At 52.1% G+C, this 16,120-nt stretch carries 17 protein-coding genes, 1 tRNA gene and 1 pseudogene; 16 read left to right on the top strand and 3 right to left on the bottom strand.

Features of this window, described 5'->3' with window-relative positions; all coding sequences use genetic code 11:
- Positions 1-29: 29 nt before the first annotated feature.
- The 16 genes from DWV32_RS03430 to DWV32_RS03350 all read left to right on the top strand — a co-directional run bounded on the left by DWV32_RS03430 (position 30) and on the right by DWV32_RS03350 (position 14,684).
- Positions 30-105: transfer RNA gene (locus DWV32_RS03430), tRNA-Ala, on the top strand.
- 786 nt (positions 106-891) lie between these two features.
- Positions 892-1,437, top strand: a complete 546-nt coding sequence (loaP, locus tag DWV32_RS03425) for an antiterminator LoaP (protein WP_233540387.1) — start codon at positions 892-894, stop codon at positions 1,435-1,437.
- 67 nt (positions 1,438-1,504) lie between these two features.
- The gene (locus tag DWV32_RS03420; RefSeq protein WP_233540386.1) at positions 1,505-2,254 is read left to right on the top strand and encodes a sugar transferase; all 750 of its coding nucleotides are present in this window, start codon (positions 1,505-1,507) and stop codon (positions 2,252-2,254) included.
- The gene (gene pssD, locus DWV32_RS03415) at positions 2,255-2,722 is read left to right on the top strand and encodes a PssD/Cps14F family polysaccharide biosynthesis glycosyltransferase (RefSeq protein WP_117757203.1); all 468 of its coding nucleotides are present in this window, start codon (positions 2,255-2,257) and stop codon (positions 2,720-2,722) included.
- Between the two features lie 11 nt (positions 2,723-2,733).
- Complete coding sequence (locus DWV32_RS03410; protein WP_117757202.1) at positions 2,734-3,219, top strand: glycosyltransferase; 486 nt, start codon at positions 2,734-2,736, stop codon at positions 3,217-3,219.
- A 4-nt stretch (positions 3,220-3,223) separates the two neighbouring features.
- Positions 3,224-3,967, top strand: a complete 744-nt coding sequence (locus DWV32_RS03405; protein WP_117757201.1) for a glycosyltransferase family 32 protein — start codon at positions 3,224-3,226, stop codon at positions 3,965-3,967.
- Positions 3,967-4,863 carry a glycosyltransferase family 2 protein gene (locus DWV32_RS03400; RefSeq protein WP_117757200.1) on the top strand — a complete coding sequence of 299 codons (897 nt, stop codon included), beginning with the start codon at positions 3,967-3,969 and terminating at the stop codon, positions 4,861-4,863. Before DWV32_RS03405 ends, DWV32_RS03400 begins: the two co-directional genes overlap by 1 nt.
- Positions 4,860-6,020, top strand: coding sequence for a hypothetical protein (locus DWV32_RS03395; protein ID WP_117757199.1), 1,161 nt, complete (start codon positions 4,860-4,862; stop codon positions 6,018-6,020). The genes DWV32_RS03400 and DWV32_RS03395 overlap by 4 nt, the downstream gene beginning before the upstream one ends.
- A gap of 57 nt (positions 6,021-6,077) precedes the next feature.
- Positions 6,078-7,160 carry a hypothetical protein gene (locus DWV32_RS10110; RefSeq protein ID WP_147346207.1) on the top strand — a complete coding sequence of 361 codons (1,083 nt, stop codon included), beginning with the start codon at positions 6,078-6,080 and terminating at the stop codon, positions 7,158-7,160.
- Positions 7,150-8,619, top strand: a complete 1,470-nt coding sequence (locus DWV32_RS03385) for a lipopolysaccharide biosynthesis protein (protein WP_117757197.1) — start codon at positions 7,150-7,152, stop codon at positions 8,617-8,619. Before DWV32_RS10110 ends, DWV32_RS03385 begins: the two co-directional genes overlap by 11 nt.
- Before the next feature lie 75 nt (positions 8,620-8,694).
- Positions 8,695-9,831 carry a DegT/DnrJ/EryC1/StrS aminotransferase family protein gene (locus DWV32_RS03380; RefSeq protein WP_117757196.1) on the top strand — a complete coding sequence of 379 codons (1,137 nt, stop codon included), beginning with the start codon at positions 8,695-8,697 and terminating at the stop codon, positions 9,829-9,831.
- The gene (locus DWV32_RS03375) at positions 9,831-11,042 is read left to right on the top strand and encodes an acetyl-CoA carboxylase biotin carboxylase subunit family protein (protein WP_117757195.1); all 1,212 of its coding nucleotides are present in this window, start codon (positions 9,831-9,833) and stop codon (positions 11,040-11,042) included. The genes DWV32_RS03380 and DWV32_RS03375 overlap by 1 nt, the downstream gene beginning before the upstream one ends.
- A gap of 2 nt (positions 11,043-11,044) precedes the next feature.
- Positions 11,045-12,043 (top strand): NAD(P)-dependent oxidoreductase, encoded by a 999-nt coding sequence (locus DWV32_RS03370; RefSeq protein WP_117757194.1) that lies wholly within the window; start codon positions 11,045-11,047, stop codon positions 12,041-12,043.
- 178 nt (positions 12,044-12,221) lie between these two features.
- Positions 12,222-13,109: a glucose-1-phosphate thymidylyltransferase RfbA gene (rfbA, locus tag DWV32_RS03365; RefSeq protein WP_117757193.1), complete on the top strand. Its 888-nt coding sequence runs from the start codon at positions 12,222-12,224 to the stop codon at positions 13,107-13,109.
- Positions 13,110-13,111: 2 nt separating this feature from the next.
- Positions 13,112-14,131 (top strand): dTDP-glucose 4,6-dehydratase, encoded by a 1,020-nt coding sequence (rfbB, locus tag DWV32_RS03360; RefSeq protein ID WP_117757192.1) that lies wholly within the window; start codon positions 13,112-13,114, stop codon positions 14,129-14,131.
- A gap of 373 nt (positions 14,132-14,504) precedes the next feature.
- Positions 14,505-14,684, top strand: coding sequence for a hypothetical protein (locus DWV32_RS03350; RefSeq protein WP_117654730.1), 180 nt, complete (start codon positions 14,505-14,507; stop codon positions 14,682-14,684).
- Between the two features lie 45 nt (positions 14,685-14,729).
- Here DWV32_RS03350 and DWV32_RS03345 read toward each other — a convergent pair whose 3' ends face one another.
- The 3 genes and pseudogenes from DWV32_RS03345 to DWV32_RS10215 form a co-directional block, all read right to left on the bottom strand.
- Positions 14,730-15,338, bottom strand: coding sequence for a hypothetical protein (locus tag DWV32_RS03345; RefSeq protein ID WP_117757190.1), 609 nt, complete (start codon positions 15,336-15,338; stop codon positions 14,730-14,732).
- A 130-nt stretch (positions 15,339-15,468) separates the two neighbouring features.
- Positions 15,469-15,723: pseudogene (locus DWV32_RS03340) on the bottom strand (hypothetical protein); the annotation flags it as partial.
- Positions 15,724-15,738: 15 nt separating this feature from the next.
- Positions 15,739-15,912 (bottom strand): hypothetical protein, encoded by a 174-nt coding sequence (locus tag DWV32_RS10215; RefSeq protein WP_158551475.1) that lies wholly within the window; start codon positions 15,910-15,912, stop codon positions 15,739-15,741.
- Positions 15,913-16,120: the final 208 nt, after the last annotated feature.

Here is a 16,120-nt window from a genome sequence, read left to right as displayed (position 1 = left end):
CAACTTCCCCTATAGTATCTCCTCGTCACGGGGGCGTAGCTCAGCTGGGAGAGCGCTTGACTGGCAGTCAAGAGGTCAGGGGTTCGATCCCCCTCGTCTCCACCATCGTGAATAAAAAGGCCTTCGGAATTCCGAAGGCCTTTTTTCATGCCAAAATACCTCGCGCCACAAACCCATACCCACATCAACAAAAAGTTGCACAATTTATTTCCCATGTCTGTACATAGTTTGTTATCCAAACGCAATTACCAGTGCAGCTCGCTGCTTCAGTTGGGCTTCAGGAACACTCCCAATTATTGCCAGCACCACAATAACCTGCGCCAACGTGAACAACATCCCATAACAACCCCCTTAAGCACGTCAAATGAACGAAATGTTGTCCAACGCAACCCAAATCAGTTTCACTAACAGCTTGTGCTAGGATACCTAACGTTACATGAGTTCAACTGTGCTCACGGCTTCAGTAAGCCACAAAGCGCAGGGTCGATCAGCATCCGGCCGTAACGGCGGTGTTAGAAAAACCACGAGCTCCAATATCGATTGCCATGCACGTTTTGCACTTGCTTTTGTGGCTATTTATAAGTTCGCATTAGAAGGTGCAATAAGTTGTTACGGCAAACCACAGCAGTCCTTCAGCTGTTTGCGTGCGGTCCAGTTTTGTACCCGCTTGACTGGTTCGCACGCAGCCAGCTGGAGACGCGGTCATTTTGCGATACACGTCCGCGTTTCTAGCAACTGCGCTTATACATACCGTTCACGGTGGGGCAGAGCCACGTGCTTGTCTGACTGGGCTCAGGGTTTGAATATGGAGCGCCTTCGCGCACAAGCGCCCTGGCGAAGCCATATCCAAATCACGTGAGCCATACGTAAGACAGCAAGGGGGTGGAGCTCGTGTGGTATGTAATTCAGGTCATTAACGGTCGCGAAGACGTAATGCGCGAGCGCATTGAGCGCATGGTGCCGGCTGTCGCCATGCAGGAGCTCTTTTATCCCCAATTTCAAACCGAGATTAAAGTTCACGGCGAATGGGTCAATACGACCAAGCCGCTCTTTCCCGGTTATCTTATCTGCGATACGGCAGATCCCCGCACCGTGCAACAGTATCTGCTGCGCATGGACGACTTTGCCCGGGTGCTTTCCCAGGACGGTCAGTTTGTGCCGCTGGCAAAAGAAGAGGTTCAGCTTATTGGCGGCTTTACGCATAGGGGAGACCGCGTAGTGCCCATGAGCGAGGCCTTAAAAGACGGCGACCAAGTCGTAGTGACGGCAGGTCCGCTGCTGGGCCACGAAGGCCTTATCAAAACCATTAATAGACGCAAGAGCACTGCTTATCTGGAGCTCAACCTGTGCGGCCGACGCGTAACTACGCGCGTTGGCCTTGCCGTGCTTTCGGCCGAGCAGCGCGTCATGCGCAACCTTAAAAAGGCAATCGCCTAGCTGCAGACGGTCGCTACACAGAACAGGGAGGATCCCCCGACCCGGGGTCGAAGTGTTGGAAGAGAACGTGTCGGATAAAACAGAATATGAAACGGATGCGCCAGCGGGTGCGGCGCTGATTGCTCAGGCCATGGACCGACGTGAGGGCACCGGCCGCTACAGGGCCATGCAATCCATCATGGACTGGGATCGCTCGCGCCTAGCCTACCGCACCGTTAAGCGCGCTTTCGACATCGTGTTCAGCGGTGTTGTGCTCGTGGTCATCGCGATTCCCAGCCTGGTGCTCGCGGCACTCATCCGCCTGGAGAGCGAGGGCAGCCCCTTCTACAGCCAGATCCGCGTGGGACAGACCCGCCCCGACGGTAGCCTGACCACCTTCCGCATGTGGAAGTTCCGTTCCATGTACAAGGACGCCGACGAGCGTCTCGCCGAGCTCAAGGGGCAGAACGAGATCGCCGGAGCCATGTTCAAGATGAAGGAGGACCCCCGCGTCACCAAGATCGGCAGGTTCATCCGCAAGCACTCCATCGACGAGTTCCCGCAGTTTCTGAACGTGTTCCTGGGCCAGATGTCCGTCGTGGGTCCTCGTCCGCCGCTGCCCAACGAGGTTGCAGAGTACACCGAGTACGACCTGCAGCGCCTGGCCGTAAAGCCGGGGATTACCGGATGGTGGCAGGTGACCGACCGCAATTCAACGGGTTTCAACGGAATGGTCCAGCGGGACCTGGAGTACATCGCCAAGTGCGGACCCGTCACTGATCTCAAGATTATCGTCCTCACGGTGATCGAGGTTATCACCGGCAAGGGGGCGTGCTAGATGGATCTCTCGAAAGCAAAGGTTTGCATTCCCAGCTCCAGTGGTGGACACCTAACGCATATGTGGCTACTCAAGCCTATATGGTCGCAAGCCGTCGAACGGTTTTGGGTAACGTTCGACAAGGAGGATGCGAACTCGCTGCTCAAGGACGAGCGCGTCATCCACTGCCATTACCCAACAAATCGAAATATCCCCAATTTATTGAAGAACACTGTTCTTGCCTGGAAGGTGTTGCGGAAGGAGCGTCCTGACCTGATTATCTCGTCTGGAGCTGCCGTGGCAGTTCCTTTCTTCGTGCTGGGCAAGCTGCTGGGTGCCAAATGCGTTTACGTAGAGGTTTTCGACCGCGTGGATAAGCCGACCATGACAGGTCGGATGCTCAACGGGATCGCTGACCTGTTCGTTGTCCAGTGGCCGGAGCAACTGGAAGTGTACAAGCACGCCGTGAACCTCGGCTCGATTTTCTAAGAAGTGGTCGAATGATTTTCGTTACCGTGGGCACCCACGAGCAGCAGTTCAATCGCTTGGTCAAGGCTGTCGACGAACTCAGGGCGGACGGGATACTTACGGAACCGGTTTTCATTCAGACAGGCTATTCAACATATGAGCCTATCCATTGTGATCACTCGCGTTTTGTGCCGTTCCATCAGATGAAGAATTATATGGAAGTTGCGGATGTGGTGATTACGCATGGTGGCCCTTCGAGCTTCATTGAGGCGATGGCGGCCGGGAAGGTCCCTGTTGTTGTTCCGCGTCGAGGGGACCTTGGCGAGCACGTGAATGATCATCAAGCGGATTTCGTTCGCATTGTGGCGGAGCGTCAGGGCGGTATCGTGCCTATTTATGACGTTAAAGAGCTGCCTCAAGCAATAGAGCGAGCCCGTGAACTTTCATGCGGAGCCTATTTTAAGAGCCATAACTTAGAGTTCTGTAAGGAGCTCTGTGGTTTGATTGAGGAGCTTTAACCCCATGATACCCAAGAAGATTCATTACATTTGGTTTGGCGGTAATCCGCTTCCCCCTCTAGCTGAACGCTGCATTGCTTCATGGGAAAAATATATGCCAGGCTACGAGATCGTTCGTTGGGACGAATCAAACTTTGATACTGATTGCTGTGATTATGTTAGCGAAGCTATAAGCGTAAAGAAATGGGCATTTGCAAGCGACTATGCGCGATTCAAGATTTTGTTTGAGCATGGAGGGGTCTACTTAGATACTGATGTCGAGCTTTTGAAGCCTCTAGATGAAATTATTCAAAGAGGCCCTTTTATGGGTTTTGAACAGGATTTCAGCTCTGGTGCTGCCGGCGCTGTCGCTCCGGGGCTTGGCCTTGCGGCCAATCCGGGGCTTGGCCTCTACAAGACTATCCTCGATTCCTATGAGTCTGATCACTTTATAAAGACTGGTGGTGTCTACGACCAGACCACTGTCGTTGTTCGTACAACTGATATTCTTAAAGGCCTTGGACTTGAAGATAAACCTGGCATCCAGGAAGTTGCTGGGATAACTATTTATCCAAGTGAATATTTTTGTCCAAAGGATTTCCTTACGCATGAGATTAACGTAACTGAAAATACGTATGCTATTCATCATTTCGACGGATCATGGGCTGGACCGGCAACGCATTTTAAGCATAAAGTTATGAGAGCGGTTGGCCCTAGAGGGGTTATTCTTTTCAAGGCGTTTAAGAACATAATTAAGGGCGATCGTTAATGAGCAACACATTATTAACGATATTTACACCGACCTATAATCGTATTAATGAGCTTGAGCGCCTGTATTCATCACTAATATCTCAGACCGACTTTCGATTCGAATGGCTCATTGTGGATGATGGATCGACTGACGATACTGAGAACATGGTTGTCTCTTGGTTAGACGCGTCGCCCTTTCCTATTCGATATATCAAACAGCCGAACTCTGGAAAACACGTTGCACATAATCTTGGTGCTGCAGAGGCATCTGGAGAGTATTTTATTTGCGTTGACTCGGACGACTGGCTTGAGCCCAACGCCGTGGAGACTATCTTGCACGACATAACAGCTTTGGATACGGAAGAAGGTCTTCTGTATCCAAAGCTGTTTGCGCACCAAACAGCTTTGGATACATGGTTTCCCGATGGTGCTGACAAGATTGAGCTTGCCGATATGCGCATGAAATACGGTCTCGTCATCGAGACGGCGATTGTCTTTAACACTGATGTTTTAAGGCGGCATTCATTTCCCGTTGTTCAGGGCGAGCGTTTCATTCCTGAAGGCTCGGCTTACTACGACTTCGTTGCTCCCGAGCTGTTTTGCGTGCACAACGAGCCCTTTTACAGATGTGAATACCTCGAGGAAGGTCTCACCAAAAACATCTGGAAGAATTGGCTGGGCAGCCCCGTGGGTACGCGCATGGCACTTGTCAAGCGACATGAATCTGCCAGGCGGTACTCGGGCGCTCGAGCGCTGAGGGAAAGAATTTCAGCCCTCGTCGGAATCGAGTCCCTGAACATGGCGGTCGCTGAGCCCACCTTATCCGGAATCGTTTCTAATAGGGTATTGGCCCTCCTTGTATTCCCCTTGTCTGTGCTGGTCGAAAGGAGACGTTTTGGAAGGAAAGTATCTTGATTAAGCGCAAGGCTGCCATAAAGCAATACACCGACATGAATGCGGGGAACGTTTCCTCCATGAGAGTCGTGGACCTTCTGTACTGCGCGTATCTTTTCTCGGTTGTGTTTATGAGCACGCTTGGCCTGAGCGCTGGTGACGATATTTATGTCGCCTGCGTCGGGCTCGGTGCCGCATTCGCGGTTATTAGGTTTCTTGCTATGGACTTTGATCCGCGCTTCTTCTTGATTGCGATGGGTCTTGCAGCCCTCGGCGTCATCGAGCTGGTTGTTAGCAAACGGTTCACCCTGCTTCTTACGGTCATGCTGTTGGTTGGCGCCAAGGACATTGATATCAAGAGGGTGCTACTTACATTTCTGACCGCGAAAATCGTAGGACTTCTTTTCGTAGTGCTGTTTGCCGCTACGGGTATTTATGAAGTTGAATTTTACCAGTATTATAAAATGGCGACAGACACATACATTCAGCGAGTCCTTGTAAACGGCTCCTCTACCAACGTCATGCACTTGTCTTTTCTCACGGTCGTCTTCTTGACGCTCTATATGAAAAGGGGAAATTGCGGAATTGTCGTCTACCTCGTGTTTGCCGTTTTGAACATCTTGTGTGAATACATCACGGGCAGTTACATCGGCCTGTTCCTCGGCATGGGTGGTCTGCTCCTGTTCTATGTACTTCAGCATTCAGGGAAGATAAGGGAACTGTTCGTCAGGTTCTCAACGGCCGTCCTCCCGCTTCTTATTGCATTTTCGTTTGGAACTGCGTTGCTCTATGGGAGAAACGGTTTTGTCGGCGTTCTCGATAGGATTTTTCAGGGTCGTATCTATTACAACAACTTCTTTCTCAGTAACTACACGGCAAGCCCATTCGGTCATGGCATGCTGACCTCAGAGGGTAATTTTGACAATAGCTACGTCTTCGTCTTCGTTGCCTACGGATTAATTGCCTTCATTTTGCTATTCGGATCAATGCAGTTAATTGTTAAACGGCTTAAAGAAACACGCGATTGGGCATCTCTTGCATTTGTGGTTATTTACATGATTGCAGGTCTGAGTGAAAGTTTTTACCCGGCTGCTGCTGTCAATCCATCCTTATTTCTGCTTGTTCCATTACTTAGCTTTAATGGGAATTTTGATATGCGAAGCAGGGCTGCGTCCTGAATAAACAATCTACTTTATAAAACCTTGAGACCTTGTTCGTGATGGGAATAGCTTACCATGTCACAAGAAATATCGTATTCATCTAGCGAAGGCAACTTTGCACCAGTTGCGATTACAACGTTGAGTAGAATCGAGTGCCTAAAAACAACGATTGATTCTCTCGGTAGATGCCATTGTGCCGAGTACACTGACGTCTATATTTCAGTCGATTATCCTCCGAATACAAAATATAAGTCTGGTTATGTGGAAGTCTGTAATTATCTGAACACAATTCATGACGACCATCCGTTTAAATCGCTAAATCTATATTTTCATAAGGCTAATTTAGGCCCGTTTGAAAACTATCTTTGGCTCGTACGTCTAATCCTCTCAAAATATAATTCGATTATCATTTTGGAAGATGATAACGAGCCTGCCCCTTGTTTCTTAGATTTTTGCAACAAGGGGCTTCAAATTTACGCTACCGATAACGATGTTGTTGTAATTAATCCTTCTGATTACGTTTGGTGTGGAGATGGATACACTCCATTACTTAGAAGCATAAACACTGATGATTGCAATACCGAGAAACGACAAATGCTATGGCATGGCATGGCATCCTGGAGTGAATGTATCCTACCGTATTACAATTTTGTTCTAGATCAATCAATCCTATCAATTGGCGATCATCCGTCAGCTTTATTAAAGCTATTCAAACGCTCCAAGACCCTCTGCTACCAATATCTCAAGGACACATATAACACTAGAGCCAAAGCGCCCTGGCACAATGGACGACTTTACTCTATTGATATGACATGGGATGTTGCCATGATTGTATTTGACAAGGTCGCCATTTGCCCTATCGAAAACTTGCAACGTGACTTAGGGGTCGTGGGTAACGGCCATAGCTTTACAAAAGCGTTCTCTAATTCAGCAGAGCTACAGAATCGAAAACTAAAAGAAGAACCAGAATTTGACTTTGTGAACCCCCAAGACGCTGCCCTAAACATGGATGAGCTTATTCTTCACGACAAATTTCAGTCAAAACCTTGGTGGAAATGGGCATTCTTAATCACTGGTTATCTAGCGAAGTATTTACAGAGAAAGCTGACTGGAAAATCTCAAAAGCTAATCAACCCGTGGAGCGAAAATGACAAGTAGACAGGAGCCATCACTTAAACAAGAGACACTTTCCTCTTTAATTTGGAAACTATTTGAAAGGGGAGGAAATGCAGTTGTTCAACTCGCCGTACAGATTGTTATGGCGCGTCTGCTTGCCCCTGAAGAGTTCGGTGCCCTAGCAATTATTCTTGTCTTCGTTAACATAGGCAATGCAATTGTTCAATCTGGCTTAAATACATCAATAGTTCAAGCTCAAACAGTTGAAGATTCCGATTTGTCGACAGTGTTCTGGTTGAGTTTTGGAACCTCGATTGTTCTGTGCTTGGTGGTCTATATTTCAGCACCAGCAATTGCGTCCTTTTACTCCTTGGATTATCTAATCTGGCCCTTACGTGTTATGGGTTTTTTGCTATTGGTCACAGCCTTCAATTCTGTTCAGGTGGCAATAGTACAGCGGGACCTTAAACTACGTAAGGTGTTTAATGCAACAATTGCAGCTGTCATCGTCTCTGGAATAGCTGGTATTGTTGCAGCCACTGCAGGGGCCGGTCTTTGGGCTTTAGTTCTTCAGCAACTAATTTATCAATTTAGCAACTGTCTTTTTTTGGGCTTCCAGGTTAAATGGTTTCCGAAGCCCATATTTAATAGGTCGAAAGCTCGCAAGCATTTTAGTTTTGGCTGGAAACTCCTCGTTTCTGGTTTATTGGATCAAGGCTATCAATCTCTTTCAGATTTAATTATAGGTAAGCAATTCAGCGCCTCAGACCTCGGCTTAGTTTCTCAGGGAAAAAAGTACCCCCAGGCTCTGGGGGGCATGTTGGATGGGGCAATTCAGCCTGTCATGCTATCAGCCATTTCGCGTGTTCAAGCTGATACCGATCAGGTGAAGCGATTAGTACGAAGGGCCCTAAAAACATCAACCTTTATTATTGTTCCAGCTATGACGCTATTTGCAGTAGCGGCTAAACCGATTGTTGTCTTATTACTAGGAGAGAAATGGCTGCCTTGTGTACCGTTTCTGCAGATGTATTGCTTTATATACGCCCTATTACCAATACACACCACTAACCTGCAGGCACTTAACGGCATGGGGCGTTCTGATCTGTTCCTGAAGCTTGAACTTATCAAAAAGGCCTATGGAATCTGCTTCATTTTGTTTGCTGCCTTTATATTAAAGGACGTCTACCTAATGGTAGCCATGTATATGATTACCGGCATCATCTCAACATTTGTTAACGCTTATCCCAACAAACGGGTTATCGGATACTCTTATTCTGACCAAATACGCGATATCGCTCCTGCATTTGTGATTTCAGCAATTGCAGGAGGACTTGCACTGTTTTGCGGTTCATTTGTCGCCTCGCCTGGACTTCAAATTCTTGTCGTAATTGCCGTAATGGCAATTACCTACTTTGGTATCGCAGGCATTTTTAAACTCGAAGCCTTTGAATACCTCATCAATACCTTTAGGGATTTCTTGGGTGCTAAACGTCGTTAAAGACGTTGTGTCAATACTGTAACCGTTTTAGTCATCGTTCTTTGAAAGTTGCATAGCGAAGGGAAGGTACCTGATATGGGTAACCGCATTCTTGTCACACGATCATCCATGCCTCCTATGGAGGAATACTTTGAAGAGGTCGCACCTCTTTGGGATAGCCATTGGCTTACCAATATGGGTGTTGAGCATAAGAAGCTCGAGGCAGACCTCAAGGAGCGTTTGGGGATCGACAACCTTGCTCTGTTCACGAATGGTCACAATGCTCTAGAGTGCATCCTCGAGGCCATGGCTCTTCCGACCGGTGGAGAGGTCATCACAACACCGTTCACCTTTGCCTCGACCACTCACGCTATCGTGCGAAAGGGACTTACTCCCGTTTTTGCCGATGTGAATCCCGTGAATCTAACGTTGGATCCCGAGAGCATTGAACGATTAATCACCCCGCGCACCTGCGCCATCGTGCCCGTCCATGTATACGGTAATCTTTGCGATGTTGACGTCATCCAGGAGATCGCTGACCGTCACGGGCTGAAGGTCATCTACGATGCAGCCCACGCCTTCGGCGTCGAGCGCGTGAACGAGGACGGAAGCAGCAATAGCGCGGCGGCATTCGGCGATGCGGCCATGTTCAGCTTCCATGCAACCAAGGTATTCAACACCATCGAAGGCGGTTGCGTCTGCTTCAAGGACGAAGATCTGTATCCGCTGCTCAATCAATGGAAGAACTTTGGAATCACGGGACCCGAGGACGTCGAGTACGTGGGTGGCAACGCCAAGATGAATGAGTTCTGCGCGGCTATGGGCGTCTGCAATCTTCGTCACCTGGACGCCGAGATTGGCAAGCGCAAGGCCGTTGCTGAGCGTTATTGGGACAACCTTGAAGGCACGGCCGGCGTGACCGTTTTCCGTCCCGCCAATAACATCCGCCACAACTATGCGTACCTTCCAGTGCTGTTCGATCCGAGTGTCTTCGGAGCATCGCGCGATGACGTTTTCGATGCCCTGGACAAGGTTGGCGTCGGCGCACGCAAATACTTCTATCCGTTGGTCAACGATTACGCTTGCTACAGAAGCGTGTACTCCAGCGACCGCACCCCTGTGGCCAAGAAGGCTGCGACTGAGGTTATCACGCTTCCCATGTATGCCGACCTAGCGTTAGAGGACGTCGACCGCATTTGCGAAACGGTGTTGAATTCAGGAAAGGAAAACTGATGAGTAAGACACTTCTCCTTCTTGGCGGAGCACGCTATGCGCTACCGGTTATTAAGGCGGCGCACGAGTTGGGCGCGAAGGTCGTTACTTGCGATTATTTACCGCATAACTATGCGCACGCTTTCTCGGATGATTACATCAATGCGAGCATTATCGATAACGAGGCTGTGCTTGCCGCTGCTAAACAATGCAAGGCGGACGGAATTATGTCGTTTGCAGCAGACCCGGGTGTGGTGTCCGCGTCATATGCTGCCGAGAAACTGGGGCTGCCGTTCCAGGGAAGCTATGAGGCGGTCAGCATTCTTCAAGATAAAGAGCGCTACCGCGCCTTCCTTCGCGACAATGACTTTAATTGTCCCGAGCTTCATATCTACCGCTCTGCCGACGAGGCCATGAAAGAAGCCGATTCGATTGCTTATCCCGTGATTGCCAAACCGGTTGATTCGGCTGGATCGAAGGGCTGCTCGCGCGTGGATGGCCCCGAGGATCTTAAGGCGGCGATTGAGCACGCTCTCGAGTTTTCGCGTGATGGGCGCTGTATCGTCGAGCAGTTTTTGGAGAAGGAGGGGGACTCCTCCGATGCCGACGGATTCGTTAGCGGCGGAAAGTTCTCGTGCGTGAGCTTTACCTCGCAGCTGTTCGATCCCTCCGTTCCAAATCCCTACACGCCCGCTGCGTATGCAATGCCAGCATCATTGCCGGCGTGGGCACAAATAGAGCTTGTCTCGGAATTGCAGCGATTGGCCGATCTGTTGGGCCTTCGTGACGGCGTATTCAACATTGAGACCCGCGTGGCAACCGATGGCAGGGCCTACATTATGGAGAGCTCTCCGCGCGGCGGCGGTAACCGACTGTGCGAGATGCTCAAATATGCCACCGACGGCAAGACCGATCTTGTCATGGCGGCGGTGAAGGCCGCTCTCGGCGAACCCGTTGGCAATCTTTCGATGCCCGCTTATGACGGTTTCTGGTATCAGCAGATGCTTCACTCTGATCGCGACGGGGTGTTCACAGGTATGGAGTATGCAGCTGATTTCGCCGTCTCTCATCTTGCCGAAGAGCAGCTGTGGATTGAGCCCGGCGCCAAAGTCGAGGCGTTCACGGCAGCAAATCATGCATTTGGATCGGTATTCCTAAGGTTCGACACACAAGCCGAGCTTGATGAATTTCGCGCCGAGCCGAGTGAGTTCATGAGGGCGAAGGTGGGCTAACCGTGAAAAAGAGGATTGTAGTAATCGGCGCAACCGGCAACACCGGTGCATACCTTACCGAAGATCTAGTAAATCACCTGCCTGCAGATGAATATGAGGTGTTTGCCGCCGGTCGTAGAGAGACGAATTTTTTCAATCGCTACAACATTGGTTATACAAGTGTAGATATGTCCGATGCTTCTACTCTAGAGCAGCTCCCCCAAGAGGGCGTCCAGGCGGTGATTCTTCTTGCCGGTTTACTGCCAGCATATATGAGCGGCTATAACCCTTCCGATTATATTGACGTAAACAGCCGTGGAGCCCTTAACGTACTCGAGTATTGCCGTAAGACGGGTGCTGATCGCATTCTTTATGCTCAGACCATATCCGATGTGCTGGGTTCCGTTACTCCGGAAAACCCCGTAATTCATCCTTACGATGATCGCAATATTATTATGACTGGCGATCACACCGTCTATGCTCTTTCCAAATGCTTCGCCGTTGATTTGATCAAGCATTATCAGGCTGAGTACGGATTAAAAGGCTTTGTGTTTAGGCTTCCCACTGTCTACGCTTATACCCCTGACAAGACATACAACGTCGATGGAGTGCGCCGAACACTTGGATATCGATTGCTAATGGATCGAGCCATGGCAGGAGAAACGCTTGAAATCTGGGGCGATCCCACTCGCGCCAAAGATGTTGTAAACGTCAAGGACTTCTGTCAGCTCTTACGTAAAGCTGTGACCGTAGAGAACGTTGACGGCGGCTTCTTTAATGTGGGTACCGGCATCGGAACTTCAAACGAGGACTGGATTCGCGGCATCGCGAAGGTATTCAATCCAGATGGCGTTGAATCAAAGATTGTCTATCGTCCGGAAATGCCAAGCGGTCCTTCTTATGTAATGGATATCGAAAACTGTCGTGAGTTATTAGGCTACGAGCCGAAATATGACTTCTTACACTTTCTCGAAGACTTCAAGGCTGAAATGGCTCTCAATAGGTTTAAAGATCTGAGATAGAACCAAAGCCATCACCTATGCTAAATCTGAACCGAACGCTGAATCCTATCACGGAATATTAGTAAGAACGGTATCAGACTACTGAGAGATTTACGACCAATATATTATTTGTCCAAGCAGCCATAAGTGACTTGAGCAGTAATGCGCACTTTATTCGACTGCCGCTGAAGGGAAAACGTTGAAAGGCATAATTCTTGCAGGTGGGTCTGGCACTCGACTGCATCCGATTACTAAAGCCGTTAGCAAACAGCTTCTGCCAATTTACGATAAACCACTTGTGTACTACCCTTTGAGCGTTCTGATGCTAGCTGGAATCCGAGAGGTGCTTGTCATCTCGACGCCACGTGACCTGCCGGCGTTCAAGGAGCTTCTCGAGGACGGATCCGAGTTAGGCATGCGCCTAGAGTACGCAGAGCAGGCCAAACCTCGCGGTCTAGCCGAAGCTTTTACCATCGGACGTGACTTTCTTGCCGGCGAGCCGTGTGCGCTGGTGCTGGGTGACAACATGTTCCACGGCCAAGACCTCACTCGCGTGCTTACACGCGCAAAGGAGAAGGTCGAATGCCATGGTGGGGCCGTTGTGTTTGGATACCCCGTGCAGGACGCTAGAGCCTTCGGTGTGGTGGAGTTCGACCAGAACCATCGTGTGGTTGGCATCGAGGAAAAACCCGAGGTTCCAAAGTCGAACTATGCAGTGCCGGGACTGTACTTCTATGATGGACAGGTTTCCGATATCGCAGCAAACGTTAAGCCAAGCGCGCGTGGAGAGCTGGAGATCACGAGCATCAACAATGCCTACCTAGATCAAGGCCAACTATCGGTTGAGCTGATGGGGCGAGGCATGGCGTGGCTAGATACGGGCACGCCCGAGGGTCTTTTGAAGGCCGCAGAATACGTAGAGGCCGTGCAGAGCCGCCAGGGGTATTACATTGCGTGCCTGGAAGAAATCGCTTATCGCCGCGGTTTCATCGACCATAATCAGTTACACGAACTGGGCGAAGCGCTGAAGAAGACTGCGTATGGTAAGTATCTTTTGAATGTCGCAAACGAGACAAAGAGGGGGTAAATATGTCTGAGATTTTTGAACCCAAGAACATCATCGTCACGGGCGGCTGCGGCTTCATCGGCAGCAACTTCGTCCATTACGTGGTCAACAACCACCCGGACGTCCACGTGACCGTCCTGGACAAGCTGACCTACGCGGGCAACCCCGAGAACATCGCGGGCCTGCCCGCCGACCGCGTGGAGCTCGTCGTGGGCGACATCTGCGACGCGGAGCTGCTGGATCGCATCGTCCCGGGCCACGACGCGATCGTGCACTACGCCGCAGAGAGCCACAACGACAACTCCATCGCCGACCCGGAGCCCTTCCTTCGCACCAACGTGGAGGGCACCTTCCGCCTGCTGGAGGCCGTGAGGAAGCACGGCATCCGCTACCACCACGTCTCCACCGACGAGGTCTACGGCGACCTGGCGCTCGACGACCCGGCGAAGTTCACCGAGGAGACGCCGTACCACCCGTCCTCGCCGTACAGCTCGACCAAGGCCAGCTCCGACATGCTCGTGCGCGCCTGGACGCGCACCTACGGCCTGCGCGCCACGATCTCCAACTGCTCCAACAACTACGGCCCCTACCAGCACGTGGAGAAGTTCATCCCGCGCCAGATCACGAACATCGTCGACGGCGTCCGCCCCAAGCTCTACGGCCGCGGCGAGAACGTCCGCGACTGGATCCACACCGAGGACCACTCCAGCGCCGTCTGGGACATCCTCACCAAGGGCCGCACGGGGGAGACCTACCTCATCGGAGCCAATGGCGAGAGGGACAACATCACGGTCCTGCGCATGATCCTGGAGGCGATGGGGCGCGACCCCGAGGACTTCGACTGGGTCGCCGACCGCCCCGGCCACGACCGCCGCTACGCCATCGACAGCACGAAGCTCCAGCGCGAGCTGGGCTGGAGGCCGGCCCACACCGACTTCGCCGAGGGGCTCAGGGCCACCATCGACTGGTACGTGGCCAACGAGTCCTGGTGGCGCCCGGCCAAGGAGGCCACCGAGGCCCGCTACCGCGCGCAGGGGCAGTAGAGGTAGCAGCCCTTGCGAAACAAAGCGGGGTCCCGGACTAGCGCTCCGGGCCCCGCTTTGTTTAGTGCGCAGTTGGCCGAATGTGTCCCTGAATGGCGGTTGGTTGGTGGAGCGTCGTGCGTCGTGTATTGTATTTCTTGCGCCTTTACTTGTGGCCTTCCTCGCCATAAATACTGTGGTGATGCTATTCACCCAGTTGTACGCCTACGCGGACGAGCCCGGCGGGGACGTATACCTGCACGGCGATCTGATCTGGTGCGGCGAAACGCCCGAATGCAAGCAGTCGATGGCCATGTGCCGCGCAAGGTGGGGCTGCAGGTGAGGCTCGTGCCCAAGAGCAACACGAGGCGGCTCTCCTACGAGTGCTGGCAGGGTGCGCAAAATCTGCATCGACCCGGTGCGCTGCCCGCTGGCGCATGAGAAGTCCAGGCTCAAGAAGTACGACCACGACCACGACTGCGACGGGACGTGGCTTGAGGGCATCCCCGACGGCAACGACCACTCGATCGAAGCAGTGAGGTTCGCAATTATGGACGACATCTTGCGTGGGTGAGGGCGCAGCGTGCTGCTTCTCCTCGCCACTGAAAGGCGCTAAAGGTTAATCTGCTGTCTTCTCCGTTGTCTTAGGATCAGCCTCCTCGCCCTGCTCGTCAGATACTCCCTTGAACTTCGCCATAACGTTTTTCTTTGTCTTGACAATCTTTGGACGCGCGGTCTCACGCCACCATTTTTCGACATGAGGCTTTGCCGCCTGAGCACCTTTCACCGCCAGAAAGCTAACGGCAATTACGGTAATCGCAGCAGCCGCCACCTTGCCACCGTTCGAATCGGAGGCATCATTGCCATCGCGCTGGCCGTCATCAAGACTGTCATCGCCATTTGCCGCAAGCGATGCCTCCCACTCTTCTCTCTGCCTTTTCTTTTCGGCGCGATTGGCTGCAACCGAATCGGAAAGCTCACGTCTGCGTTCCGGGGAAAGCGGGCCAATTTCATTGAGGATTTCCTCTTTCCATGACGTGGAAACATAGCCAGCATGATTAGGGCTTCCGGTTTCCCAGTGCCTCTGCGTGGCATAAGGACGCCCCTTCTCGGTGACCCTATAATCTCCAGATTCGCCTTCGAGGTAGCCTTCTTCCTTCAGCCAGACATTCACCTCCTCTGCGTTAAGCCCAACATCCCGCCCCAAGCATCTTGCTGACTTACGCATCGCAAGCCCCTTTCGCTTATCAACAGTATGGTAGTGTCGCGAATCATGATGTAGGGCTCGGTTCTCGAGGGTGGCCACAGGCTGCCCGAGGAACCGAGAATCATCTAGAATGCCGTCATTCTAGCCTATGTCACGCCGCCTTCCTGCCGACAACGGGGTTACCGGCCGCGACGAGTGCGATGATCCCGGCCGCGTGCTCGGCGGCAGGGCCCTCGTAGGCAGGCGCGTTCACCTTGGCGCCCTCGACGGCCCTGCCGATGGGGTCTTCGTTGAACTGGCGGCGTCCGGCCCAGCCCTCGTCCATCTCTGAGAACACCGCTCCCATCATCCTGATGAGCGACTTCCTGCTGGGGAAGACCTGCACCACGCAGCCGCGGCGCTTGGGCTCGCGGTTGGCGCGCTACTGCACGTTGTTGGTGCGAAGTCTCACGTGGTGCTCGTAGGGGAAGTCGAGGTAGGCCAGCGCGTCGGCCTCGGCCTCTTCGAGCGCCTCGGACGCCTTGGGGCAGAACCCCTCGATCTGCTCGGTGGTCAGCTGGGTGCTCGAGTCCGGGCTCGCCGACCGCAGGGCCACGCGCGCCATTAGCGAGGGATGTGGTGATCGCGAGATACACGGTAGCGACCTTGGGCGCATGTGCGCGCTTCTGCAGGTTCGAGCGGAAGGAGATGAAGTGATTGGCGAAGACGTGAAATGGGCGTTGGGCATTGCGGTCACGGCGCTCGTGCTCATGGCGTTCCTGCTGCACGTGCCGTTCGCCCTGGTGCTGGGGCCGTGGAGGACT

It is taken from the genome of Collinsella sp. AF04-24 (assembly GCF_003465685.1).
GTDB lineage: Bacteria > Actinomycetota > Coriobacteriia > Coriobacteriales > Coriobacteriaceae > Collinsella > Collinsella aerofaciens_AP.
The sequence above is the reverse complement of the archived record's forward strand: the minus strand, read 5'-3'. Positions and strand labels throughout refer to the sequence as shown.

Excerpts from the sequence above, each read along its gene's own strand:
- DWV32_RS03380 (WP_117757196.1), top strand. The coding sequence starts at position 8,695 with ATGGGTAACCGCATTCTTGTCACACGATCATCCATGCCTCCTATGGAG.
- DWV32_RS03400 (WP_117757200.1), top strand. The coding sequence starts at position 3,967 with ATGAGCAACACATTATTAACGATATTTACACCGACCTATAATCGTATT.
- DWV32_RS03410 (WP_117757202.1), top strand. The coding sequence starts at position 2,734 with ATGATTTTCGTTACCGTGGGCACCCACGAGCAGCAGTTCAATCGCTTG.
- DWV32_RS03375 (WP_117757195.1), top strand. The coding sequence starts at position 9,831 with ATGAGTAAGACACTTCTCCTTCTTGGCGGAGCACGCTATGCGCTACCG.
- DWV32_RS03385 (WP_117757197.1), top strand. The coding sequence starts at position 7,150 with ATGACAAGTAGACAGGAGCCATCACTTAAACAAGAGACACTTTCCTCT.
- pssD (WP_117757203.1), top strand. The coding sequence starts at position 2,255 with ATGGATCTCTCGAAAGCAAAGGTTTGCATTCCCAGCTCCAGTGGTGGA.
- DWV32_RS03345 (WP_117757190.1), bottom strand. The coding sequence starts at position 15,338 with ATGCGTAAGTCAGCAAGATGCTTGGGGCGGGATGTTGGGCTTAACGCA.
- DWV32_RS03405 (WP_117757201.1), top strand. The coding sequence starts at position 3,224 with ATGATACCCAAGAAGATTCATTACATTTGGTTTGGCGGTAATCCGCTT.
- DWV32_RS10110 (WP_147346207.1), top strand. The coding sequence starts at position 6,078 with ATGTCACAAGAAATATCGTATTCATCTAGCGAAGGCAACTTTGCACCA.
- rfbB (WP_117757192.1), top strand. The coding sequence starts at position 13,112 with ATGTCTGAGATTTTTGAACCCAAGAACATCATCGTCACGGGCGGCTGC.